Origin of the sequence: Mesorhizobium sp. ES1-4 (assembly GCF_020164745.1) — a bacterium.
Classification (GTDB): Bacteria; Pseudomonadota; Alphaproteobacteria; order Rhizobiales; family Rhizobiaceae; genus Mesorhizobium.
The window spans coordinates 563,760-585,383 of the sequence record NZ_JAIUGV010000001.1 but is presented as its reverse complement, the minus strand read 5'-3'; the positions used below and the strand labels follow the sequence as shown (position 1 = coordinate 585,383).

The 21,624-nt window shown below is 62.8% G+C and carries 21 protein-coding genes and 1 riboswitch; of the genes, 10 read left to right on the top strand and 11 right to left on the bottom strand.

Annotated features, from left to right (window positions below):
* The first annotated feature begins 3 nt into the window (after positions 1 to 3).
* The 8 genes from LB556_RS02955 to LB556_RS02920 all read left to right on the top strand — a co-directional run bounded on the left by LB556_RS02955 (position 4) and on the right by LB556_RS02920 (position 7,913).
* Positions 4 to 1,446, top strand: a complete 1,443-nt coding sequence (locus LB556_RS02955; protein WP_224563293.1) for a type II and III secretion system protein family protein — start codon at positions 4 to 6, stop codon at positions 1,444 to 1,446.
* Between the two features lie 4 nt (positions 1,447 to 1,450).
* On the top strand, positions 1,451 to 1,720 hold the full coding sequence (locus tag LB556_RS02950) for a hypothetical protein (protein ID WP_224563290.1): 270 nt from the start codon (positions 1,451 to 1,453) through the stop codon (positions 1,718 to 1,720).
* A gap of 33 nt (positions 1,721 to 1,753) precedes the next feature.
* The gene (locus tag LB556_RS02945) at positions 1,754 to 2,962 is read left to right on the top strand and encodes a CpaE family protein (RefSeq protein WP_224563287.1); all 1,209 of its coding nucleotides are present in this window, start codon (positions 1,754 to 1,756) and stop codon (positions 2,960 to 2,962) included.
* On the top strand, positions 2,959 to 4,380 hold the full coding sequence (locus LB556_RS02940) for a CpaF family protein (RefSeq protein WP_224563284.1): 1,422 nt from the start codon (positions 2,959 to 2,961) through the stop codon (positions 4,378 to 4,380). Before LB556_RS02945 ends, LB556_RS02940 begins: the two co-directional genes overlap by 4 nt.
* Positions 4,381 to 4,385: 5 nt before the next feature.
* Complete coding sequence (locus LB556_RS02935) at positions 4,386 to 5,351, top strand: type II secretion system F family protein (protein WP_224563273.1); 966 nt, start codon at positions 4,386 to 4,388, stop codon at positions 5,349 to 5,351.
* Position 5,352: 1 nt separating this feature from the next.
* The gene (locus tag LB556_RS02930) at positions 5,353 to 6,324 is read left to right on the top strand and encodes a type II secretion system F family protein (RefSeq protein ID WP_224563271.1); all 972 of its coding nucleotides are present in this window, start codon (positions 5,353 to 5,355) and stop codon (positions 6,322 to 6,324) included.
* 114 nt (positions 6,325 to 6,438) lie between these two features.
* A complete protein-coding gene (locus LB556_RS02925; protein ID WP_224563269.1) occupies positions 6,439 to 7,287 on the top strand; it encodes a hypothetical protein in 849 nt (282 codons plus the stop codon).
* A 152-nt stretch (positions 7,288 to 7,439) separates the two neighbouring features.
* Complete coding sequence (locus LB556_RS02920; protein WP_224563267.1) at positions 7,440 to 7,913, top strand: hypothetical protein; 474 nt, start codon at positions 7,440 to 7,442, stop codon at positions 7,911 to 7,913.
* 128 nt (positions 7,914 to 8,041) lie between these two features.
* Here the strand turns inward: LB556_RS02920 and gcvP are convergent, their stop codons facing one another.
* From gcvP to gcvT, 3 genes are read right to left on the bottom strand one after another with little or no spacing between them, the layout of a single operon-like run.
* Positions 8,042 to 10,852 (bottom strand): aminomethyl-transferring glycine dehydrogenase, encoded by a 2,811-nt coding sequence (gene gcvP, locus LB556_RS02915; RefSeq protein WP_224563265.1) that lies wholly within the window; start codon positions 10,850 to 10,852, stop codon positions 8,042 to 8,044.
* 18 nt (positions 10,853 to 10,870) lie between these two features.
* The gene (gene gcvH / locus LB556_RS02910; RefSeq protein ID WP_115139583.1) at positions 10,871 to 11,239 is read right to left on the bottom strand and encodes a glycine cleavage system protein GcvH; all 369 of its coding nucleotides are present in this window, start codon (positions 11,237 to 11,239) and stop codon (positions 10,871 to 10,873) included.
* Positions 11,240 to 11,244: 5 nt separating this feature from the next.
* Positions 11,245 to 12,345 carry a glycine cleavage system aminomethyltransferase GcvT gene (gcvT, locus tag LB556_RS02905; RefSeq protein ID WP_224563262.1) on the bottom strand — a complete coding sequence of 367 codons (1,101 nt, stop codon included), beginning with the start codon at positions 12,343 to 12,345 and terminating at the stop codon, positions 11,245 to 11,247.
* A 149-nt stretch (positions 12,346 to 12,494) separates the two neighbouring features.
* Positions 12,495 to 12,581: riboswitch (glycine riboswitch) on the bottom strand.
* Positions 12,582 to 12,753: 172 nt separating this feature from the next.
* On the opposite strand from gcvT, the gene LB556_RS02900 reads away from it, so the two are divergent.
* Positions 12,754 to 13,755 carry a hypothetical protein gene (locus tag LB556_RS02900; protein ID WP_224563256.1) on the top strand — a complete coding sequence of 334 codons (1,002 nt, stop codon included), beginning with the start codon at positions 12,754 to 12,756 and terminating at the stop codon, positions 13,753 to 13,755.
* Here LB556_RS02900 and LB556_RS02895 read toward each other — a convergent pair.
* The 8 genes from LB556_RS02895 to LB556_RS02860 all read right to left on the bottom strand — a co-directional run bounded on the left by LB556_RS02895 (position 13,752) and on the right by LB556_RS02860 (position 19,333).
* Entirely contained in the window at positions 13,752 to 14,150 is a 399-nt protein-coding gene (locus tag LB556_RS02895; protein ID WP_224563253.1) for a GNAT family N-acetyltransferase, read from the bottom strand. The genes LB556_RS02900 and LB556_RS02895 overlap by 4 nt on opposite strands.
* A 38-nt stretch (positions 14,151 to 14,188) precedes the next feature.
* Positions 14,189 to 14,980 carry a molybdopterin-binding protein gene (locus LB556_RS02890; protein ID WP_224563251.1) on the bottom strand — a complete coding sequence of 264 codons (792 nt, stop codon included), beginning with the start codon at positions 14,978 to 14,980 and terminating at the stop codon, positions 14,189 to 14,191.
* Between the two features lies 1 nt (position 14,981).
* The gene (locus tag LB556_RS02885; protein WP_224563249.1) at positions 14,982 to 15,863 is read right to left on the bottom strand and encodes a cytochrome b/b6 domain-containing protein; all 882 of its coding nucleotides are present in this window, start codon (positions 15,861 to 15,863) and stop codon (positions 14,982 to 14,984) included.
* Between the two features lie 97 nt (positions 15,864 to 15,960).
* A complete protein-coding gene (locus LB556_RS02880) occupies positions 15,961 to 16,641 on the bottom strand; it encodes a DUF1345 domain-containing protein (protein ID WP_224563247.1) in 681 nt (226 codons plus the stop codon).
* Between the two features lie 131 nt (positions 16,642 to 16,772).
* Positions 16,773 to 17,243, bottom strand: coding sequence for a YaiI/YqxD family protein (locus tag LB556_RS02875; RefSeq protein WP_224563245.1), 471 nt, complete (start codon positions 17,241 to 17,243; stop codon positions 16,773 to 16,775).
* The gene (locus tag LB556_RS02870; protein WP_224563242.1) at positions 17,240 to 17,512 is read right to left on the bottom strand and encodes a hypothetical protein; all 273 of its coding nucleotides are present in this window, start codon (positions 17,510 to 17,512) and stop codon (positions 17,240 to 17,242) included. The genes LB556_RS02875 and LB556_RS02870 overlap by 4 nt, the downstream gene beginning before the upstream one ends.
* A gap of 58 nt (positions 17,513 to 17,570) precedes the next feature.
* On the bottom strand, positions 17,571 to 18,140 hold the full coding sequence (gene gfa, locus LB556_RS02865; protein ID WP_224563238.1) for an S-(hydroxymethyl)glutathione synthase: 570 nt from the start codon (positions 18,138 to 18,140) through the stop codon (positions 17,571 to 17,573).
* Between the two features lie 65 nt (positions 18,141 to 18,205).
* Positions 18,206 to 19,333 (bottom strand): S-(hydroxymethyl)glutathione dehydrogenase/class III alcohol dehydrogenase, encoded by a 1,128-nt coding sequence (locus LB556_RS02860; protein ID WP_224563223.1) that lies wholly within the window; start codon positions 19,331 to 19,333, stop codon positions 18,206 to 18,208.
* A gap of 241 nt (positions 19,334 to 19,574) precedes the next feature.
* On the opposite strand from LB556_RS02860, the gene LB556_RS02855 reads away from it, so the two are divergent.
* Positions 19,575 to 21,587 carry an acetyl/propionyl/methylcrotonyl-CoA carboxylase subunit alpha gene (locus tag LB556_RS02855; RefSeq protein ID WP_224563220.1) on the top strand — a complete coding sequence of 671 codons (2,013 nt, stop codon included), beginning with the start codon at positions 19,575 to 19,577 and terminating at the stop codon, positions 21,585 to 21,587.
* Positions 21,588 to 21,624: the final 37 nt, after the last annotated feature.

Below are 21,624 nucleotides of genomic sequence, written 5' to 3'. Positions count from 1 at the left end.
ATCATGATGCAGACCCAATATCGAATAACGGATCGGTTGCGTTTCGTGCGCGCCCTGGCGCTGGCGGTGTCACTCGCCGCGAGCGGCATGCTCGCCTTCGCCGGCGCGGCCAAGGCGGACAACGATATCGTCTATGTCTCGTCAACCAAGAATGCGTCGATCAAGGTCGCCAAGGGCAAGCCCAAGACGATCATAACGAGCGCTGCCTTCTACCAGATCGTCATCGGCGATCCGGAGATCGCCAACGTGAACCCGCTGACCGACAAGTCCTTCTATGTGCTGGGCAACAATCTCGGCACCACCGGCATTGCGCTGTTCGACGAGAAAAAGCGGCTTGTCGGCACCGTCGATATCGAAGTGACGCTCGACACCGACCAGTTGGCGAGCACCATCCGTGCCAGCGTGCCGGACGCCAAGATCAAGGTCGGCTCCGCCAATGGCCGCGTCGTGCTGTCGGGCGAGGCGGATGACGCGGTCGCCGCCGAAAAGGCAAACAAGATCGCCACCCGCTTCTCCGGCAATGAGGAGGTGATCAATTCGGTCAATATCTCCTCGTCGCAGCAGGTGCAGCTCAATGTCCGTTTCGTCGAGATCAACCGCCAGGCCGGGCAGGACCTGGGCGCGAAATACAGCGCCAATTTCGCCTACGGCTTCGGCGGTCGCGATGTCTCTCTCGATCCGGGCTCGGTGCCGGCGGCGGGGACCGGCGAGATCATTGGCCGGCTGCTGTCCAATGGCGTCTCGATCGACATCGCGATCAAGGCGCTGGAGGAGCGCGGCCTTGCCCGAAGGCTGGCCGAACCGAACCTGATCGCCCGTTCCGGCGAAACGGCCAGCTTTCTCGCCGGTGGCGAGTTCCCGATCCCGGTGTCCGAAGACAATGGCAAGATCTCCGTCAGTTACAAGAAATACGGCGTCAGCCTGGACTTCAAGCCGACCGTGCTAAAGGACGGGCTGGTCAGCCTCGACATCGCGCCGGAAGTCTCCTCGATCGATGCGTCGGCCTCCTACAATATCGGCAGCATTTCGGTGCCCGGCTTCATCGTGCGCCGTGCCAGGACCTCGGTCGACCTGAAGAACGGCCAGAGCTTCATGATCGCCGGTCTTTTGCAGTCCCAGAACGACATCACCACGTCACGCATTCCTGGCCTTGGCAAGATGCCGGTGCTTGGAGCGCTGTTCTCGTCGAAGTCATACCAGCGGCGCGAGACCGACCTGGTCATCATCGTCACGCCCTATCTGGTCAAGCCGGTCGATCCGTCGAAGAAAATGGCTGAGCCGACCGATGGCACGCAGCCCGCCAGCAATGTCGACTATTTCCTCAACAATACCGAGGAGGTGAAGTCGTCGGACACCAACCGTGCGCTGGCACTGGCTGACGGCAGCGCCACGCGCGGCGCTTCCGTCACCAAAGTCGGCCATTTCCTCGACCTGCCGAAGGACTGAAGCCATGCGTCTGGTCCTGAATTCGAGCATCGCCCTGCTTCTGGCCGGTTTGGCGAGCGGCTGCACCAGCGACGACTATGTGCGCAGCGAAGGCGTGTCGACAGCCGCCGGTGAGGCGCAGGCCGCCAACACCGTCATGCAGATGGTCGACCCTTGGAAGTACGGCGTCCAGAACACGAGGCTTCTCGTGCCCGCCAAGCGTGGCGGCGGCGGACCCATCACGCCCGACCAGGCGGCAAGTGCCAAGGCGGCGCAAACGACCACCGACAACTGATCCAGACGGCGATCGATTTCACAGGCGGCGAGAATGGCAAACAGCACCAAGAAGATCCTGCTCGTATCGACAGACCGGACCTTCGCGCAGGACACGAAGACGGCCTTTGCCGCCTCCGAGATCATCCAGCTCTTGACGGTGGAGAAGAACGTCACGGAGCTGCGCGGCGAGGTCCAGGAGGCCGAATTCGGCGTCGTCATCGTCGATATGGATGCGGCGAAACTGGAAGAAATCGAATCGCTGCAGCGCGTCATGCGCCGGCTGGAGGGCAAGGCACCGGTGGTCGTCGTCACCCAGGAGTTCAATGCCGCCGCCGTGCGCATCCTGGTGCAGCTCAAGGTCGCTGACTTCCTGGTCAAGCCGATCAGCACCGCCGACCTCGTGCGGTCCGTCGTGCGAGCGTTGCAGGGGCCCGGGCGCGAGGAAAACACCGAGTCGCAGATCTATACCTTTATGCCCGCCGCCGGCGGGGTCGGCACCACGACGCTGGCGCTGCAGACCGCGTTCCAGCTGCACCATTCGGTGACGCGCGGCGCCTCGACCTGCGTGGTCGACCTCAATTTCCAGCAAGGCGCCTGCGCCGAATATCTCGATCTGGAGCCGCGTTTCGACATCACCGAAATCGAGAACCAGCCCGAGCGCCTCGACCGGCAACTTCTCGACGTGATGCTGTCCAAGCACGCCAGCGGACTTTGCGTGCTGGCGGCACCAACCCATCCGGCCGAAATGCGTTCGTTCAAGACCGATGTCGTGGTGCGAATGCTGGACCTCGTTTCGGCCTATTTCGACAATGTCGTCATCGACATGCCGCGCACCTGGTTTCCATGGACGGAAACGGTGCTGCTCGGCTCCAACAAGCTCTACATCGTTGCCGAAATGACGGTACCGTGCCTGCGCCATACCCAGCGTCTGATCCAAGCCGTCTACGAGACCGCTGGCAAGGAAGTGAAGCCGAACGTGATCGTCAACCGTTTCGAGCAGAAAATGTTCGACAACGGCATCAAGCAGGCGGACGTCCAGGAAATCCTTGGCGAGCATTTTGTCGGCGGCATCGCCAACAACTACCGGCTGGTGCGCGAGGCGGTCGATCGCGGCGTGCCGTTGCATGAGATCGACGCCAACGCCAATGTCGTCAACGACCTGAAGAAGATCATCCTTCCGGAAGAGGCCGTGGCGACCGCGAGCAAGTCGAAATCGTTGTTCGGCCTCGGCAGAGGCCTCTTGAAGAGGAAGGCAGGATGACCAGCCGTTTCTCAACCCTGCAGAACCGCGACGCGCGTCCGCAGCGCCCGGCGGAATCAACGCCGGTCGCGCATCATGCCGTCGTCATCCCGACCAGCCGAAAGGCCTTGCCGGCGAAACCGGACGCCGCACCGGCAAAGAACGCCAACAAGGTGCTCGATGCCCGCGTGCGCATCCACCGGATGCTGCTCGAGGAAATCAACCTCGTCGCGCTGGAGCGCTTGCCCAAGGACGAGATGCGCCGGCAGGTGCATGATTTCGTCTCGGAGAAGACCCGCCAGGAGCGGATGGCGATCAACACCGCCGAACTCGACGCGCTGGTCGACGATATCGTCGACGAGATGGTCGGCCTCGGCCCGCTCGAGCCGCTGCTCAAGGATCCTGACATCAACGACATCCTGATCAACGGCCACCAGAACTGCTTCGTCGAAAAGAAGGGCAAGCTGCAGCAGGTCCATGTTCCGTTCAAGGACGAGGCGCATCTGCTTAGAATCGTCAACAAGATAGTGGCCGCGGTTGGCCGCCGTGTCGATGAATCACAGCCGATGGTCGACGCCCGCATGCTGGACGGCTCGCGCTTCAACGCAGCCATTCGCCCAGTGGCCGTCGACGGTCCGCTGGTGTCGATCCGCAAATTCTCCAAGAACAAGCTTGGCCTGCACAGGCTGGTCGAGTTCGGCGCCATCACCCAGAACATGGCCGAAGTGCTGGCGGCGGCGGTCCATGCCCGCAAGACGACGATCATTTCGGGCGGCACCGGCACCGGCAAGACAACGATGCTCAACGCGCTGTCGGCCTTCATTCCCGAAGACGAGCGGCTGATCACCATCGAGGACGCGGCCGAGCTTCAATTGCAGCAGCCGCATGTCGCGCGCATGGAGACGCGCCCCGCCAACATCGAAGGCCATGGCGAGCTCAAACAGCGCGACCTGGTCAAGAACGCGCTGCGCATGCGTCCCGACCGCGTCATCCTCGGCGAATGCCGCGGCGAGGAGGCGTTCGACATGCTGCAGGCCATGAATACCGGCCATGAGGGGTCGATGGCGACCATCCATGCCAATACGCCGCGCGATGCCATTTCACGCCTCGAGCAGATGCTGGGCATGACCGGCATGCCGATGACGGTGCAGTCGATCCGCAGCCAGATCGCCAGTGCCATCGATATCATCGTGCAATTGACCCGGCTTTCCGACGGCAAGCGCAAGGTGACGAGCGTCGCCGAGGTGACCGGCATGGAAGGCGATGTCATCCAGATGCAGGAAATCTTCCGTTTCGTGCGCACCGGCATGGAGGCCGACGGCAGCATCCTCGGCTATTTCGAGGCAACCGGCATTCGGCCGCGCTTCCTCGAGGATCTGCGCGCCATGGGCATCGACTTTCCGGGGCGCTATTTCGAACCCGGCCGGCCGCAGGAGTAGGCGGGGTGTTCGACGGATTCAGCGCGATCTATGTCGTCTATGCGGGGGCCGCACTGACCGGCATCATGGTCGCCGAGGCGGCCTACCTGCTCTATGCCGGCCGCAGCGACAAGCGCACCGCCATCAACCGGCGCATGAAACTTCAGGAAAACAAGATCAGCCAGGAACAGGTGCTGATCCAACTGCGCAAGGAGCGCGGTCTCGACGCGGGAACGTCGCTGTTCTCGCCCGACCGGTTCCGTGCCTTGCGCACGCAGTCGGGCATGGTCATGCCGCTCCCGAAATTCCTGATGATCACCTGCGGTGTTGCGATGGCCGTTGCCCTGGTGGCCATCTGGTACGGGCTGCCGCTGCTGATGGGGCTCATCCTGCTCGTCGTGCTGGTGCCGTTGCTGCCGGTCATGGCGATGCGTTTCATGCGCAAGCGCCGCCTGAAGCGTTTCGGCATGCAGCTGCCGGAGGCGCTGGAGCTGATCACGCGAGGCCTGAAGGCCGGTCATCCGGTGCCGGTGGCCATTGCCATGGTGTCGCGCGAGATGCCCGATCCGATCGGCACGGAATTCGGCGTCATTGCCGACGAAGTCACCTATGGTTCCGACCTGGTCTCGGCACTGAATTCGCTTTTCGACCGGGTCGGCCACGAGGATCTGCCGCTGTTCGTCACGGCGGTCTCCATCCAGACCAGTTCGGGCGGCAATCTGCGCGAAATCCTCGATGGGTTGTCGACGACGATCCGCGAACGCGGCAAGCTGCGCCGCAAGGTGCGTGCCATTTCGACGGAAGGCCGCCTGTCGGCCTATATTTTGACGGCCGTGCCGGCGCTGCTGTTCACTGCCATCATGGCCATGATGCCGGGATACTACAGCGATGTCTGGGGTGTGCCAAAGACATGGTACATGATCGGCGGCTCGGTTACCTGGCTGATGCTGGGCAACCTGATCATGTTCAAAATGTCGAACTTCAAGTTCTGACATGCAAAGCTTCATCGAATTCCTCGCCTCCCTCGCGCCGACCTCGCTGATGCCGGTGGCCGTGCTCCTGCTGGCCGTGGGGGCCGCCGCGGTCGCCTGGCCGATGGTGGCGGCGAAGGGCGACCGCAACGAGGTCAAGCGCCGGCTGAAGGTCGACCATGGTCCGGTGGCCGCCGCCAGGCCCGAACCGGCGCAGAAGCAGAAGAAGAATAGCGGCGTCGTGCGCGAGAAAGCGGTGAAGAGGGCGCAGGAATTCTATGCCAAGAGCGATCCGGAAAATGTCGCCCGCCTGCGTTTGAAGCTCATCCAGGCTGGTTACATGGAGCCGCGCGCCGTCGGCATGTTCTTCCTCATCCGGTTCTCGGCGATGATCGGCACGGCGTTTGCCGTCTTCGTGCTCAACCGGTGGATGGCCAGCCCCGACGCGACCATGGCCAGCCGGTGGACCTTCATCATCCTGTCCGGCGCTGCCGGCTATTTCCTGCCGGGCCTGGTGCTGACCCAGAAGGTGCGCGAAAAGATGCGCGAATACCGCAACGGCTTCCCCGACTTCATGGACCTGATGATCGTCTGTTCGGATGCCGGCATGAGCATGGAAGCGGGTGTCGAGCGCGTCTCGAAAGAACTCGCCAAGACCTACCCGGCGCTCAGTCAGAATTTGCAGCTCGTGTCGCTGGAGCTTCGGGCGGGGCGCAGCCTAGACGACGCGCTGAAGGCGCTCGCCGATCGCCTCAGCCTGGACGAGGTACGCTCATTCGCCACGCTCCTGCAGCAGTCGAAGGAACTCGGCACCAGCCTGTCGGGCGCGCTCAGGGTGTTCTCCGATGAAATGCGCCACAAGCGCATGTCGCTGGCCGAAGAGAAGGCTCATGCCTTGCCGGCAAAGATGTCCGTGCCGGTCGTGGTCTGCATCCTGCCGGTGGTGCTGATGATCGCGGTCATTCCGATCATCGTCAAAATGACGGGTCATTAGGCTGATCTGGGGTACAGGACGCATATGATCGTCCTCACCGCGTAAAAATCGTCGATGCGATGCAGGAAAGTAATCGCGTACGACAGTCGCATATCCGGACTGCAACGTCCGCAAATGAGCGAGAAGTCCATGCGAATGCTGTTGCCAGCTCTTTTGCTGGGCCTCGCGGCGGCGAGCTTGTCGCCGGCCCAGGCCGCGACCAGCGATTGCGGCGATGCTGCCGCCTTGGTGCAACAGGCCTATCCGAAGGCTCTAAAGAGCGCCGATGGTGCCTCGTTCACGCTCGATCCCCATACCAGCATCGCCCTGGCGCCTCGTGACAGCGATTCGCCATTCCGCCTGGTCTGCAAGATCTGGCCCGCCCATGACGATCTGCTGTTGGTCGCGGTGCCGCTCACCGACAGCGCCCGATCCAGCGACGACGGGCATGTCGGCGATATCGAGCTTCTGGTCGTCGACAGGAACAGCCAACAAGTGCGGCAACGTTTGCTCCAGCCCGGGCTGGTGACCGATGATGCCGTCGCCATCCGCAAGATCGAACTCGATACCGGCCGCTATGGGCTGGCGCCCGGCGTCACCGCCTTTGGCCTGCGTATCGAGATGGCAAATCATTCGCAGCCAAATCCCTTCAGCGAAACCGACCTGCGGCTCTACACCGTCGCCGGCGCTGCGCTGCGCCTGGTACTCGATGGCCTTGTGGTTGCCGGCAATGGTGGCGAAGGCGATAGCAATTGCGCGGGATTCTTTCATTCCAGTCAGGTCAGCCTGAAGATGAGCCCGGCGATCCATCGCGGCCATCACGACATCATCGCGGCTGAGCGGACGGATATCGACAAGCCGTCTCCCGGCAAGAATGGCGAGTGCCGGTCTCACCCGGGCAAGCCTGTGATCCGAACCTACCGGCTGCGTTATGACGGCAGCCGCTATCCGGTTCCAGGCAAGCTCAAGGCCCTGGAGCCCTAAGGATCGGCCGGTATCGAGGCGTTGCGCCGCTTGGTTAATGGCCAGTATTCTGGAAACTACAAGTTAGCTGCATTTCGGCACCGAAGCTTAATCGCTGTGCTGTAGCGTCTTTCCCAGAGAACGACCCGACAAATCGGGCGACGGGGCAGGGCATGCGTCATATAAAATTTGCGGCAGTGGCCACGATGGCCTCCGTCCTGATGATCACCGGGTGCACGACGAACACCAACGTCGACACGACCAAGACCACCGCGATCCAGCCGATTGCCAAGGATCTCGGCACGTCCGATCTAGCGCAAGGCAAGGCACAGTTTCGCGATGCCAACTATGGCCTCGCCGAACAGCATTTCCGCAAGGCCGTCGAACTGAAGGGCGACGATGCGGAAGCCTGGATGGGGCTTGCCGCTTCCTATGACGAACTCGGCCGCTTCGACTTCGCAGACCGCGCCTATGGTCAGCTTCTGAAAGTCGCCGGCCGCAAGCCGCGGATCGTCAACAATATGGGCTATTCGCAACTTTTGCGCGGCAACAAGAAGAAGGCCCGGGCGCTGCTGCTGGAAGCGAAGGCCGGCATGGCCGATCCCACCGTGGTCGACGCCAATCTTGCGTTGCTGAACAAGGGCTGATGCCGTTTGATCCTCGCACCGGCCAAGGGTACGGTTTCGGGACAGGTGGCATCGCTCGCAGCCGCGCTGTCGGGCATCTGTCTCAGTATCACCATGGCCCGGTCCAGCCGGCCTTGCGTTCGGCCTGACTATTCGGCCGCACCCAGATAGTCAGACAGCGGCGGGCACGAGCAGACCAGATTGCGGTCGCCGGCGACATTGTCGATGCGCGACACGGGCGGCCAATACTTTGCCGCCATCTCGGCGTCGCCGGCGGGACAGGCCGCCTCCAGGCGCGAGTAAGGATGGGTCCATTGACCGGCCAGCACCTCGGCTGACGTGTGCGGTGCGTTGACCAGCGGATTGTCGGCCAAGGGCCATTCGCCCGTGGCCACTTTCGCCGCTTCGCCAGCGATGGCGATCATGGCCTCGCAGAAGCGGTCCAACTCACCCTTGGGCTCGGACTCGGTCGGCTCCACCATCAGCGTGCCGGCAACCGGGAAAGACATGGTCGGCGCGTGGAAACCATAGTCGATCAGGCGCTTGGCTACGTCCTCGACACTGATGCCGGCGCTCTCCTTGAGCACGCGGGTATCGAGGATGCACTCATGGGCGACGCGATCGCTCCTGCCCTTGTAAAGCAGCGGGAAGTGCGGCGCGAGCCGTGTCGCCACGTAATTGGCGGAAACGATCGCCGTCTCGGTCGCCTGCTTGAGGCCGGAGGCGCCCATCATGCGGATGTACATCCAGGTGATCGGCAGGATGGAAGCGCTGCCGAAGGGGGCGGCGGCCACGGCATGCGCCGAGCCTTCGCTGACATGGCCGGGCAGATAGGGTTTCAGATGCGCCCTGACGCCGATCGGGCCGACGCCCGGGCCGCCGCCGCCATGCGGGATACAAAAGGTCTTGTGCAGGTTCATGTGGCAGACGTCGGCGCCGATGTCGCCGGGGCGGGCGAGGCCGACCAGGGCGTTGAGATTGGCGCCGTCGAAATAGACCTGGCCGCCATGCTCATGGATAAGCGCGCAGAGGTGGCGCGCGCCTTCCTCGTAGACGCCGTGCGTGGATGGATAGGTGAACATCAGCGCCGCGAGATTTCTGGAATGCTCGTTTGCCTTGGCGCGCATATCGTCCATGTCGATGTTGCCGTCCTCCAGGCAGCGCACGACGACGACACTCATGCCGGCCATCGCGGCACTCGCCGGATTGGTGCCGTGCGCGGAAGACGGGATCAGGCAGACGGTGCGATGGCCCTCGCCACGCGAGCGGTGATAGGCGCGGATGGCCAGCAGCCCGGCGTATTCGCCCTGGCTGCCGGCATTGGGCTGCAAGGTCACGGCGTCGAAGCCGGTGATTTCCGACAGCCAGCCTTCCAGTTCGCCGATCATGGCTCGGTAACCGGCCGAATGCGCGGCGGGCGCGAAGGGGTGCAAATTGGCGATGCTGGGCCAACTCACCGGCATCATCTCGGCGGCGGCATTCAGCTTCATGCTGCAGGAGCCCAGCGGGATCATGGCGCGGTCGAGCGCCAGGTCCTTGTCGGCCAGCCGGCGCAGGAAGCGCATCATCTCGGTTTCCGACTTGTTCTCGTGGAAGACCGGCTGGGTCAAAAATTCCTTGCCGCGCGGCTTGCCGGGCACCGTGACGTCGGCGGAAGAGGCAGCCTCGGCGCCAAACAGGGCCGCGACCGCTTCAAGATCGGCATCGGTCGACGTCTCGTCGAAACTGACACCGACGTGGTCGGCATCGAGCACACGCAGCAGCCGGCCGGTCTTTTCGGCCGCGGCCGCGATCTGGGTGGCCTTGCCCTTGGCCTCGACCGTCACAGTGTCGAAACGGCTGGAGCCAAGCACCGATAGCCCCGCCTTCTCAAGGCCGCCTGCCAAGCGGTTGGCCAGCGCATGGACACGGCCGGCGATCGCCTGCAGGCCGGCCGGACCATGCCAGATGGCGTAGGCGGTGGCCATGTTGGCAAGCAGCGCCTGCGCGGTGCAGATGTTGGACGTGGCCTTGTCGCGGCGGATATGCTGCTCGCGCGTCTGCAAGGCAAGGCGGTAGCCCGGGCGGCCCTTGCTGTCGGTCGACTGGCCGACCAGGCGGCCGGGCATCAGTCGCGTCAGCTTCTCGGAGACGGCGCAATAGGCGGCGTGCGGGCCACCGAAGCCCATCGGCACGCCGAAGCGCTGCATCGGGCCGACCGCAATGTCGGCGCCGAGTTTCGCCGGCGCGTCGGTCAGCGTGAGCCCGAGCGGGTCGGCGATGAAGACCACAAGGGCGCCGGTGGCGCGCGCTTTTTCAATCGCTGCCTTGTGGTCGCCATAGACGCCAAAAGTGTCCGGCCAGGAGACGAGCAGGGCGGCGGTGTTGTCGTCGATCGTCTCGCCGTCGATCTCGATGCCGAGCGGCTCGGCGCGGGTACGCACCACATCCAGCGTCTGTGGGTGTGGTGTGCCGGCGAGCGCGACCTTGGTGCGCTTGTCGCGATGATGGCGCAGCGCAATGCCGACCGCTTCCGCGACCGCTGTCGCCTCGTCCAGCAGTGAAGCCGATGCCACCGGCAGGCCGGTCAGTTCCGTGACCAGCGTCTGGAAGTTGAACAGCATTTCGAGCCGGCCCTGGCTGATCTCAGCCTGATACGGCGTATAGGCCGTATACCAGGCCGGATTCTCGAACAGATTGCGCTGGATGACCGGCGGCACGTGGACGCCGTGATAGCCGGCGCCGATGAAGCTCTTCAGCACCGTATTCCTTGCCATGGTCGTCGACAATTCAGCGAGCGCTTCGGCTTCGCTGGCCGGGGCAGGCAGCACCAGCGGCTGGTCGAGACGGATCGATCTCGGCACCGCCTGACTGATCAGCGTCTCGACCGAGGGGACACCGATGACGGCGAGCATGGCCCTGACGTCGGCAAGGCCGGGTCCGATGTGTCGGGCCGAGAAGGGGTAGGGTGCAGCGGTCATGACAATTAATTCCTGATGTCAGGCGATATGGGCTTTGTAGGCGGCCTCATCCATGAGGCCGGCGAGTTGGCTTTCGTCGGCAAGCTTCATCTTCCACAACCAACCGGCGCCGGTCGCCGCCGAGTTGACCAGTGAGGGGTCGGATGAAAGAGTGCCATTGGCCTCGGTGATCTCGCCATCGACCGGCGCGTAAACGTCCGAGGCAGCCTTGACGGATTCGACCACGACGGCGGTGTCGCCCTTGGCCAGCTTCTTTCCCGTTTCCGGCAGTTCCACGAAGACGAGGTCGCCGAGCTGTTCCTGCGCGTAGTCGGTGATGCCGACCGTGGCTATGCCGCCTTCAACGCGCAGCCATTCGTGGTCTGATGTGAAATAGGTTGTTGCCATGGAATTCATCCTTTGCGGTAGCGATGAGGGGTGAAGGGCAGGGAACTGATTTCGACTGGGATCTTCGTGCCGCGCACGTCGGCGAAAACCCGCGTTCCGGGCTTTGCCAGCGAGGTGGAGACATAGCCCATGGCGACCGGATGGCCGGCCGAGGGGCCAAAGCCGCCCGAGGTGACATGGCCGGCGGGTTTGCCGTCGGCGTCGAACAGGGCAGCCCCGGCGCGCACCGGTTGGCGCCCCTCCGGTTTCAGCCCGACCCGCTTTCGCGCCGGGCCCCGCTCCACGGCGGCGCGCAAGGCGTCGGCGCCGATGAAAGTGCCGGAGGCACGGATTTCCTTCGGAATTGCCCACATCAGCGCAGCCGCGGCCGGGTCCGTCTCCGGCGTGATGTCCTGGCCGTGCAGGCAGAGGCCGGCTTCCAGCCGCAGGCTGTCGCGCGCTGCAAGGCCGATCCAGAGTACGCGCTCGTCTTCCAGCAGCTTCGCGACGAGGTCTCGCGCATCGGCCTCCGGCAGGCCGATCTCGAAACCGTCCTCACCGGTATAGCCCGACCGGCTCATGAACCAGTCTTTTCGCGGCTCGACCCCGTGCATGAACAGCAGGGAGCCGGTCTCGATGCCGGCACGCGAGAGCGCCGCCCAGGCTTCCGGGCCCTGGATGGCCAGGAAGACGCGGTCGAGAGGCTCGACTTTGGCGTCGAAGCCGGTTGCCAAGCCGCGCAAATGCTTTTCGTCGGCGACGGCATTGCCGGCATTGGCAACCACCATGAACCTTGTATCGCCGAGCCTTGTCACGATCAGGTCGTCGAGAATGCCGCCTTTTTCACCGAGGAAGAAGGTCAGTTTGGATTGCGAGATTTCGAGCGCGCCGGCGTCAAGCGGGCAAGCGCGGTTCAACAGCGCAACCGCTTCCGGCCCACTGACCTCGAACAATTTCATATGCGAGATGTCGAAGAGACCCGCACCTTCGCGGGTGTGGAGATGCTCCTTCATGACGCCGGCCGGATAGGTCAGCGGCATCGACCAGCCGGCAAAGGCGCCGAAGCGCGCACCGGCGGCTCGGTGGATATCTTCGAGGGGAAGGTGTTTATCGTCGTCGCCCGTCATGTCGTCTCCAGAGTCGCACGCAATCGGCCGCGAATGGCGACCAGTCCGTGCCCCTCTGTCTGAAGCCTGAGAGACTCGCGCAGCCGGAACTCTGTCAGCGGCGCTTACACCTTCGGCGCGGGGGCAAGCCCCGACTTTCCAGAGTGTCTTTCCCGTCCACGGTTCTTTTGCCTGAGAGATTTCGGGCGATTTCCCCTTCGGCGGCAGCTCTCGCTGCTCTCTCCCGCAAACAGGTAGGACTCAAAGCCTGAGCCCTCGACGCGCAATCCATAGCCCGTTGGCGACACCTTGTCACCTCCCTGCGACACTGTTCCGACAAGTCTTCGCTAACCACGCCATTTGCCGGTTTTTCAAGACACTCCTGATATAGCAGGCCGATGTGACGCGCTGGGCGAACGGGGACGACAAATGGGCGAGTTGATCATGAGCGCTCCGGTAGCGGGGCTGACTTCGAAGAACCGCATTGCTTCGGAGGATGTGGTGATGCTGCGCCGCGACGTGTTCGCCGACGGCGTGGTGACCCGGGGTGAAGCCGAGGCCTTGTTCGCGCTCGACCAGACGGCGCGCGACAAATGTGCGGAATGGGCACCGTTCTTCGTCGAGGCTGTCACCGACTACATCGTCCATCAGGAAAGACCGGAAGGCTACATTTCGCAGGAAAATGCCGACTGGCTGGTCCGCACGATTTCCCGCGACGGCATGGTCGACAGCCGAACCGAACTCGAATTGCTGGTCCATGTGCTGGAAGAGGCGAAATCCTCGCCGAGTCGGCTTTGTGCCTACGCGCTGGAGCAAGTCGCCCACGCGGTCGTCGACGGCAAGGGACCGCTTATGCTGGGCGGTGCGCTGGTGCCTGGACTGATCGCCAGGGCGGAAGTCGAGCTTCTGCGCCGTATCCTCCATGCCCATGGCGGCGACGGCAATATCGCCATCACTCGTGCCGAGGCCGAGGTGTTGTTCAGGATCAACGAGCGGACAGCCCAGGCCGACAACGATCCGGCCTGGAACGACCTGTTCGTCAAGGCGATCGCGAACTTCGTCATGTGCTCGGCCGGCTACGAGGCACCCACCCGCGAGGTGGCGTTGCGCCAGGAAACCTTTCTCGATCACGCGGGTCCGGAGATCGGCGGTTTTTTCAGCCGCATGGTTTCCGGCGGTCTTGCCGGCCTCGTCGAGGCTTATCGTTCGCCTGACGACATCGAGACCGAATGGGAAGCAAAGAACAGGGCGGCCGAGGCGCTGGTTCGTCGCGCCGAGACGATCGATGCCGGCGAAGCCAAATGGCTGATCGCACATATCGGCGTGAACCGGCCTCTATACGAGAACGAGCGTGCGCTGCTGACCCTGATCAAGCATGCCTCGCCCGAAATCCATCCGGCGCTCAAGCCGCTGCTCGACAAGGTTGCCTAAGCCGCGCCGGCCGTCGCTACCGTTTTACAAAGGATGATATTGGAATGGCCTTCGGGCCATCCTGACAGTTCGGCCATGCGCTGGAAGCCGGCCTTTTCATACAGGCCCGGTGCCTGGAAGTCGTGGCTGGAGACCCAGATATTCTTGACGCCGCGATCGGTGGCCTCGGCGATAAACGCATCGAGCAATTGCCTTGCGTAGCCGCGGCCTCGGTGAGCCTCGTCAATCCACATCAATGTGAGCTCGGACGTGCCCGCCCATGAATAGCCGGCAGCAACTCCGATCGCGTGTCCTGTGTCGTCACGAATGACAAAGGCAAGCCTCCGGTCGTCATCGCGGTCCGCTGCACGCCGGTTGTCGCGATGGAGACGCTCTTCGAGCGAACTCAACTCCATGCCCGACAAACTATGCTCTGCCTTTATGCCGGCGGTCCTCAAATGCCGCCATACCAGTCGTAGCCATTGTCCTCCCAATAGCCGCCCCGGCCGCCGCCGACATTGGCGAAGCCGTCGACCAGTTCGATCTTGTAGAGATATTTCGGCATCTTGTAGCCGAGCTGGCGCTCGACGCGGACACGCAGCGGCGCGCCGTGCTCGACCGGCAGCGGTTTGCCGTTGAGGCCGTAGGCGAGGATGGTCTGGGGGTGGCGGGCATCGATCAGGTCGATGGTGCCGTAGTATTTGATGTCGCCCGAAAGGCCGTGGTCGATCGTGTCGAGGCAGTGGAACATGACATAGCGCGCCTGCGGCTTGACCACCGCCTGGTCGAGCAGCAGCGACAGCGGCGTGCCTGTCCATTTGGCGATGCAGCTCCAGCCTTCGACGCAGTCGTGCCGGGTGATCTGGGTGCGGCTCGGCATGTTCATCAGTTGCTCGCGGGTAAGCGACAGCGGCTTTTCGACGAGACCCGACACCTCCAGGCGCCAATCGGCGAAGTTGTTGGCGAGCAGGGCCTTGTATGTGTCGTCATCCGGTGCGGTCACGCCGTTCGGCCGCATTGGCTGACGGATATCAGCCTCGGTGAATTCCTGCGCCAGCGAATTGCCGCCGCCGAGCAACCGTTGTGCCCTGTGCGTCAGGCCATTGGCGTTTTCGAGGAAACTGCGCAGACCGCTGCCGATGCTGAGCTGGCTGTCGAAGGCGTCGCAGCCGGACAGCATGATGCCGGATGCGCCGAGGCTGGCGGCGGTCAGGAATTTTCGCCGGCTGATCTCAAATTTCGCCATGTCAGGCACTCCTCTCGGGCGTTTTGGCGTCATGCGCGGGAGGATCGGTGCGGTACCAGCCGGTGATGATCGAGCGCAGTTCGTTGATCGGGCCGGCGGCAAGGATCATCAGGATATGGATGACGAAGAAGGCCACCAGCAAAACCATGACAGTGAAATGGATGGTGCGCGCCGTCTGCCGGCCACCGAGCAGATCGTTGAGGAAAGGCAGCACAGAATCCATGCTGGGCGACATTGCGAGGCCGGTGATGATCATCAGCGGCAAGAGCACGAACAGCACGCCGCCATAAGCCATTTTCTGCAACGTGTTGTATTCGCGTGTGTGGTGGAATCTGAGCCTGGCGTGGTTGGCAATGTCCTGCGGCAAGCGCTTGAGGTCATCCAGGCGCGGCGCCAGATCACGGCGGATGTGGCCATTGATCAGGCCGGCGACCAGCCAGACGATCAAGGTCGTGGTCAGGATCCAGGCGAAAAAGAAATGAATCACGCGGGCGGTGCCGAGATCATAATAGGAGGGGATGGTCACCCAGGACGGGAAACCGCGCGCCGTCTCGTTACCAGCCGGACCCGACCAGCCGAGAACGCCCGTCGTGTCGAAGCGGTGGCCGAAGATTTCGGTGTAGCCGCGCGGGCCGGCATTGGTGTTTTCGGCGCCGATTTCGAAAATGGTGTTGTCATAGCCGAAGCCGGATTGCTTGCCGATGTAGAGCTGCGGCCGGGCATTGAAAATCTGCAAGCCGGACAACAGCATGAAAAACAACGAGATGGCCCAGAGCCAGTGCGTCAGCCGTGTCCAGCGCGACTGCCGGTAGATCAGTGTCTTGTCGTTTGAAACGGGGACACCCGGTCCAATTTCGGATTGGCTTCTGGCAACCGATTCCATCTTGTCTGGTCTCCCGGCCTTGCGGCTTGTCCTACGCGGTCATTGTCCTCTTGATACGTCGAGATCCAAACCGATGTTTCATCCGATCACGGATTTATTACGGGCCGCCCAGGCTGACGGCGAGGTTGACGGCGGCTGCGACGATGACGGTGTTGAAGAAGAACGACAGGATCGAGTGGACGAGCACGACACGACGCATATGCGTCGTCGAGATGTTGGTGTCGGCGGTCTGCGCCGTCATGCCGATGACGGTCGAGAAATAGAGGAAATCCCAGCCTTCGGGGCGCTTGTCGCCCGGGAACAGCAGGCCGCCGACCGGGATTTTCTTCTTGGTCTGGGCGTCGACGGCGTCGCCGTCCATCCAGTAGACATGAGCATAGTGGAGCGCCGCCATGGCATGGATGGTGAACCAGCCGAGCGGAATCGACAGCAGGGCGAAGCCGAGTTCGACGGGATGGCCTTTGTCCTTCTGATTGATCAACAGGAACAGGGAGACAACGGCAAAGCCGACGACGACGAGTGTCACCGCGAAGATGACCAGGACCGGCTGATCGGTGGCGCGCGCATTCTTGCTGAGATACGTGCCGGTGAACTTGGGCATCTGAGCGACGACCAGTATGACGTAGGCGGCAAAGAAAGCGTTGGCGCCGATCGAATAGGCAAGCGGGGCATGAAGGAGCAACGCCACGAGGAGCGCAAAGACACCGATGCACGCCGACAGCACAAACAGCATGTGCCGCTGCACCGGCTTCTTGATTGGAGGCTTTTCGGCGGCCATGGCGGTCTCCACCTTGAATGGCGCTCTGCTTCTAGAACAGTTCACCGTTACACGGAAACGGCGAACCGCTAATTCTTGTTTTGACGCAATTCCCGACGGAAATCCGCTACGCAGTTTTTCTGAAATTGCTTTTAGCCCGGTGTGGCGGATTTCAGCGCACGCCGCAAGATACGGTCGAGTTCGCCGAGGAAACGCGAGCGATCCTGCGGCGCGAAGCTGGCATTGTAGCCCTTGCTTTCGCCGGTTTCGCGCAGGTGCTGTTTGAGGTCGCGCATGGCCACCGCCATGCCGATCGTTTCGGGCGTGAAGGGCCGCCCGGTGGGCCCAAGCACATGGGCGCCGAGCGCCACCGTGCGGGCGGCAAGCGGAATGTCCGCTGTCACCACGATATCGTTGGACCTGGCGTTCTCGACGATCCAGTCGTCGGCAGCGTCGGCGCCTTTGGAGACCACGACGTTGCGGATCATCGGGTCGCGCGACGGCCGCAAGCCGCCATTCGAGACGTAGGTGACGACGACCCCATGGCGCTCGGCGACCTTTTCCACCTCGGCCTTGACCGGACAGGCATCGGCATCGACGTAGATGGCGGGTGGTTCACTCATGCTTGCCTAGTGCCGGCCTCGACAATGATCTCGGCTTCTTTGTCGACCATATGTTTACGCATAACTATCTCGGCGTCCTTCACCGCTCTTCTCACGTGACGGCCTTGGGCGCTGAACGTGATCTCATCAACAGATCTGTCGATTTCTCCGAGATCGATGACGATATGTTTGTTATCACGAAACCTTCGCCAGAGGTCCTCACCAAAATTGTGGATACGGTGGATGCCTGATGCTTGCCAATCGCGAAATTTGACTCGGATCGTAACCATCGATTGCGCCTCTCGCGCAGCTGAGCGGGCCGGGCCACAGGGACCGGCCCGCAGCCGTTCAGGCCGGCAAGGCGCCGGACCTCTTTGCCGTCCAGGTGGCGATGTAATCCATCAGGCCAGGATTGAGGCAATCATAGGGTTCGAGCCCGATCGACTTCAGCTGGCCGCGAATGCCGTCCATGCGGCTCGGGTCGACACCGGATTCGATGATCGAGGAGACGAAGGCGGTGAAGCCTGGAGGCGACCAGCCGTCTTCCTCGAAGCGCTCGGGGTGGATGAAAGACAGGCCCTTGAACGGATGGTCGCGCTCGACCGGTCCGTGCATGTGGACGCCGCAGCCGGTGCAGGCGTGGCGCTGGATCAGTGCCGAGGGGTCGACCACCCTTAGCTTGTCGCCGTTCTCGGTGACGGTGACGTCGCCAGTGCCGGCAACCGCCACCACCGAGAACACCGCGCCTTCAGGCTTCCAGCATTTGGTGCAGCCGCAGGCGTGGTTGTGGGCAATCTGGCCCTTGACGTTCACCTTCACCGGCTTGCTGGTGCAGGCGCAGACCAGCGTGCCGCCGGCAAAGCTGGCGCTTTCCCTGGGCAGCCCATTGTCGATTTTCGGATGCAGTTTCTCGGCCATTTTCTCTCCTCCCATGTTTCACCACAGGGGTCGCTGGCCGGTTGGCTGGCGGCTTGTGGCTGTCTTCAGTAAACCACGACACTCCGGATCGACTTGCCCTCATGCATGAGGTCGAATCCTTTGTTGATGTCCTCGAGCTTCAGCGTGTGGGTGATCATAGGGTCGATCTGGATCTTGCCGTCCATGTACCAGTCGACGATCTTCGGCACGTCGGTGCGGCCGCGTGCGCCGCCGAAGGCGGTGCCCATCCAACTGCGGCCGGTGACCAGCTGGAACGGCCTGGTCGAAATCTCCTGACCAGCGCCGGCGACGCCGATGACCACGGATTTGCCCCAGCCGCGATGCGAGGCTTCCAGGGCCTGGCGCATCACCTTGGTGTTGCCGGTGCAGTCGAATGTGTAGTCGGCACCGCCGATCTGGTCGGCGCCGCGCTTGGTCATGTTGACGAGGTGGGGGACGATGTCGCCCTCGATCTCCTTCGGATTGACGAAATGCGTCATGCCGAAGCGCTCGCCCCATTCCTTCTTGTCGTTGTTCAGATCGACGCCGATGATCATGTCGGCACCGGCAAGCTTCAGGCCCTGGATGACATTGAGGCCGATGCCGCCCAGTCCGAACACCACCGCGGTGGCGCCGATCTCGACCTTGGCGGTGTTGATGACGGCACCAATGCCGGTGGTGACGCCGCAGCCGATGTAGCAGATCTTGTCGAAGGGAGCGTCGGGATTGACCTTGGCCACCGCGATCTCCGGCAGCACCGTGAAGTTGGAGAAGGTCGAGCAACCCATGTAGTGGAAGATCTTGTCCTTGCCGATCGAGAAGCGCGACGAGCCGTCCGGCATCAATCCTTGCCCCTGGGTGGCGCGGATGGCGGTGCAAAGATTTGTCTTCCTCGACAAACACGACGGGCACTGACGGCATTCCGGCGTATAGAGCGGGATGACATGGTCGCCCTTCTTGACCGAGGTGACGCCCTTGCCGACATCGACGACGATGCCGGCGCCCTCATGGCCGAGAATGGCCGGAAACAGGCCTTCGGGGTCGGCGCCCGACAGTGTGAACTCGTCGGTATGGCAGATGCCGGTCGCCTTGATCTCGACCAGCACCTCGCCATCGCGCGGACCGTCGAGGTCGACCTCCATGATCTCCAGCGGCTTTCCGGCGGCGACAGCGACAGCGGCGCGGGTTTTCATCGGGCAATTCCTCCAGAGGCGATTTTTGTGCCCAAGCTTTCAGGTTTCGGGCTGCCCATCAACCGTCAGATGAGACGAAATCTTGGCTTTCTTGACGCAGATAGCACACCATTCGACAAACCGGCCCAAGGGACCGATGCGGCGTCGGGAGCGCGACTTTCATGTCGTATACGCTGGTACTTGAGACATGGCGACATAGTCCATAGAACTGAGCCGTCTGCCGGAGGGGAATTCTGCCCGCATGTTCACCAAGATCCTGATCGCCAACCGTGGCGAGATCGCCTGCCGTGTCATCAGGACGGCGCGCAAGATGGGCATTGCCACGGTCGCGGTCTATTCCGACGCCGATCGCGACGCCGTGCATGTCGAAATGGCGGACGAGGCGGTGCATATCGGACCGTCGCCCGCCGCGCAGAGCTACCTCGTCCCTGAAAAGATCATCGCCGCCTGCAAGCAGACGGGCGCACAGGCCGTGCATCCCGGCTACGGTTTCCTGTCGGAGCGGGCCGCGTTCTGCGAAGCGCTGGAAGCGGAAGGCATCGTCTTCATCGGCCCGAAGCCCAAGGCGATCAAGGCGATGGGCGACAAGATCGAATCGAAGAAATTCGCCAACGCGGCCAAGGTGTCGACGGTTCCCGGTTGGCTCGGCGTGATCGAGAATGCCGACCATGCGGAGAAGATTGCAGCCGAAATCGGCTATCCCGTGATGATCAAGGCCTCGGCCGGCGGCGGCGGCAAGGGCATGCGTATTGCCTGGAATCCGTCGGAAGTGCGCGACGGGTTTGACCGGGCGCGCTCGGAGGCAAAAAGCTCGTTCGGCGACGACCGCGTCTTCATCGAGAAATTCGTCGTCGACCCCCGCCACATCGAGATTCAGGTGCTGGCCGACGCCCATGGCAACGCACTCTATCTCGGCGAACGCGAATGCTCGATCCAGCGCCGTAACCAGAAGGTTGCCGAGGAGGCGCCGTCGCCCTTCCTCGATGCAAAGACCCGTAAGGCGATGGGAGAACAGTCAGTGGCGTTGGCCAGGGCTGTCGACTACCAGAGCGCCGGCACGGTCGAATTCATCGTCGACAAGGACAAAAACTTCTATTTCCTTGAGATGAATACACGATTGCAGGTCGAGCATCCGGTGACGGAGCTCGTCACCGGCATCGACCTGGTCGAGCAGATGATCCGCGTCGCCGCCGGCGAAAAGCTGACCTTGAAGCAAAGCGACGTCAAGCTGAACGGCTGGGCCGTGGAAAGCCGGCTCTACGCCGAGGATCCCTACCGCAACTTCCTGCCGTCGATCGGTCGGCTGACGCGCTACCGGCCGCCGGACGAAGGGCAATTCGGCGATATCATTGTCCGCAACGACACCGGCGTCACCGAGGGCTCAGAGATTTCGATGTTCTACGACCCGATGCTCGCCAAGCTGTGCACCTGGGCGCCGACGCGGCTCGAAGCGATCGACGCCATGTCGGAAGCGCTGGACCGTTTTGTCGTCGACGGCATCGAGCACAACATTCCGTTCCTGGCGGCTCTGATGCAGCATCCGCGCTGGCGGGAGGGGGTGATATCGACCGGCTTCATCGCCGAGGAATATCCCGACGGTTTTGCGCCCATCGTTCCCGACACAGAGGAAAAGGCCGTGCTGGCCGCGATCGCCACAGCGGTGGAATTGTTGCGCCGCGACCGGCTCGACCGTTTGGGTGGGCGCCTGGCGCCGCATTCGGGAGCGCTCAAGCGCGATTGGGTGGTGAAGATCGGCGACGACTACCTACCGATTTCGATCCTTGAAGGCATGGTTTCGATCCCGATGGAAATCGACCTGTCCGTTGACGGCGGCAAGGCGCTGACCGTTTCGTCCGACTGGCGGCCGGGTGACCTCATCTGGCGCGGCACGGTCGGCAAGCGCAGGGTTGCCGCCCAGATCCGGCCTGTCGCCAATGGCCTCCATGTCGCCTGGAAAGGCATGTCGGTAACCGCGCGCGCCATGCTGCCGCGCACCGCCGAGTTGGAACGGCTGATGCCGGAGAAAGTGGCGCCGGATACATCGAAGCTGCTGCTTTGTCCAATGCCCGGGCTTGTCGTGTCGATCGCCGTTGCAGAGGGCCAGGAGGTCAAGGCCGGTGAGACCTTGGCCGTGGTCGAGGCGATGAAGATGGAAAACGTCCTGCGCGCCGAACGCGATCTTGTCGTCGCGAAACTCAACGCCAAACCGGGCGACAGCCTAGCCGTCGACGCGGTGATCATGGAGTTTGCGTGAGCGTGCTGGAAGCCTGTGATCAGTAGTCGTTTGTGCT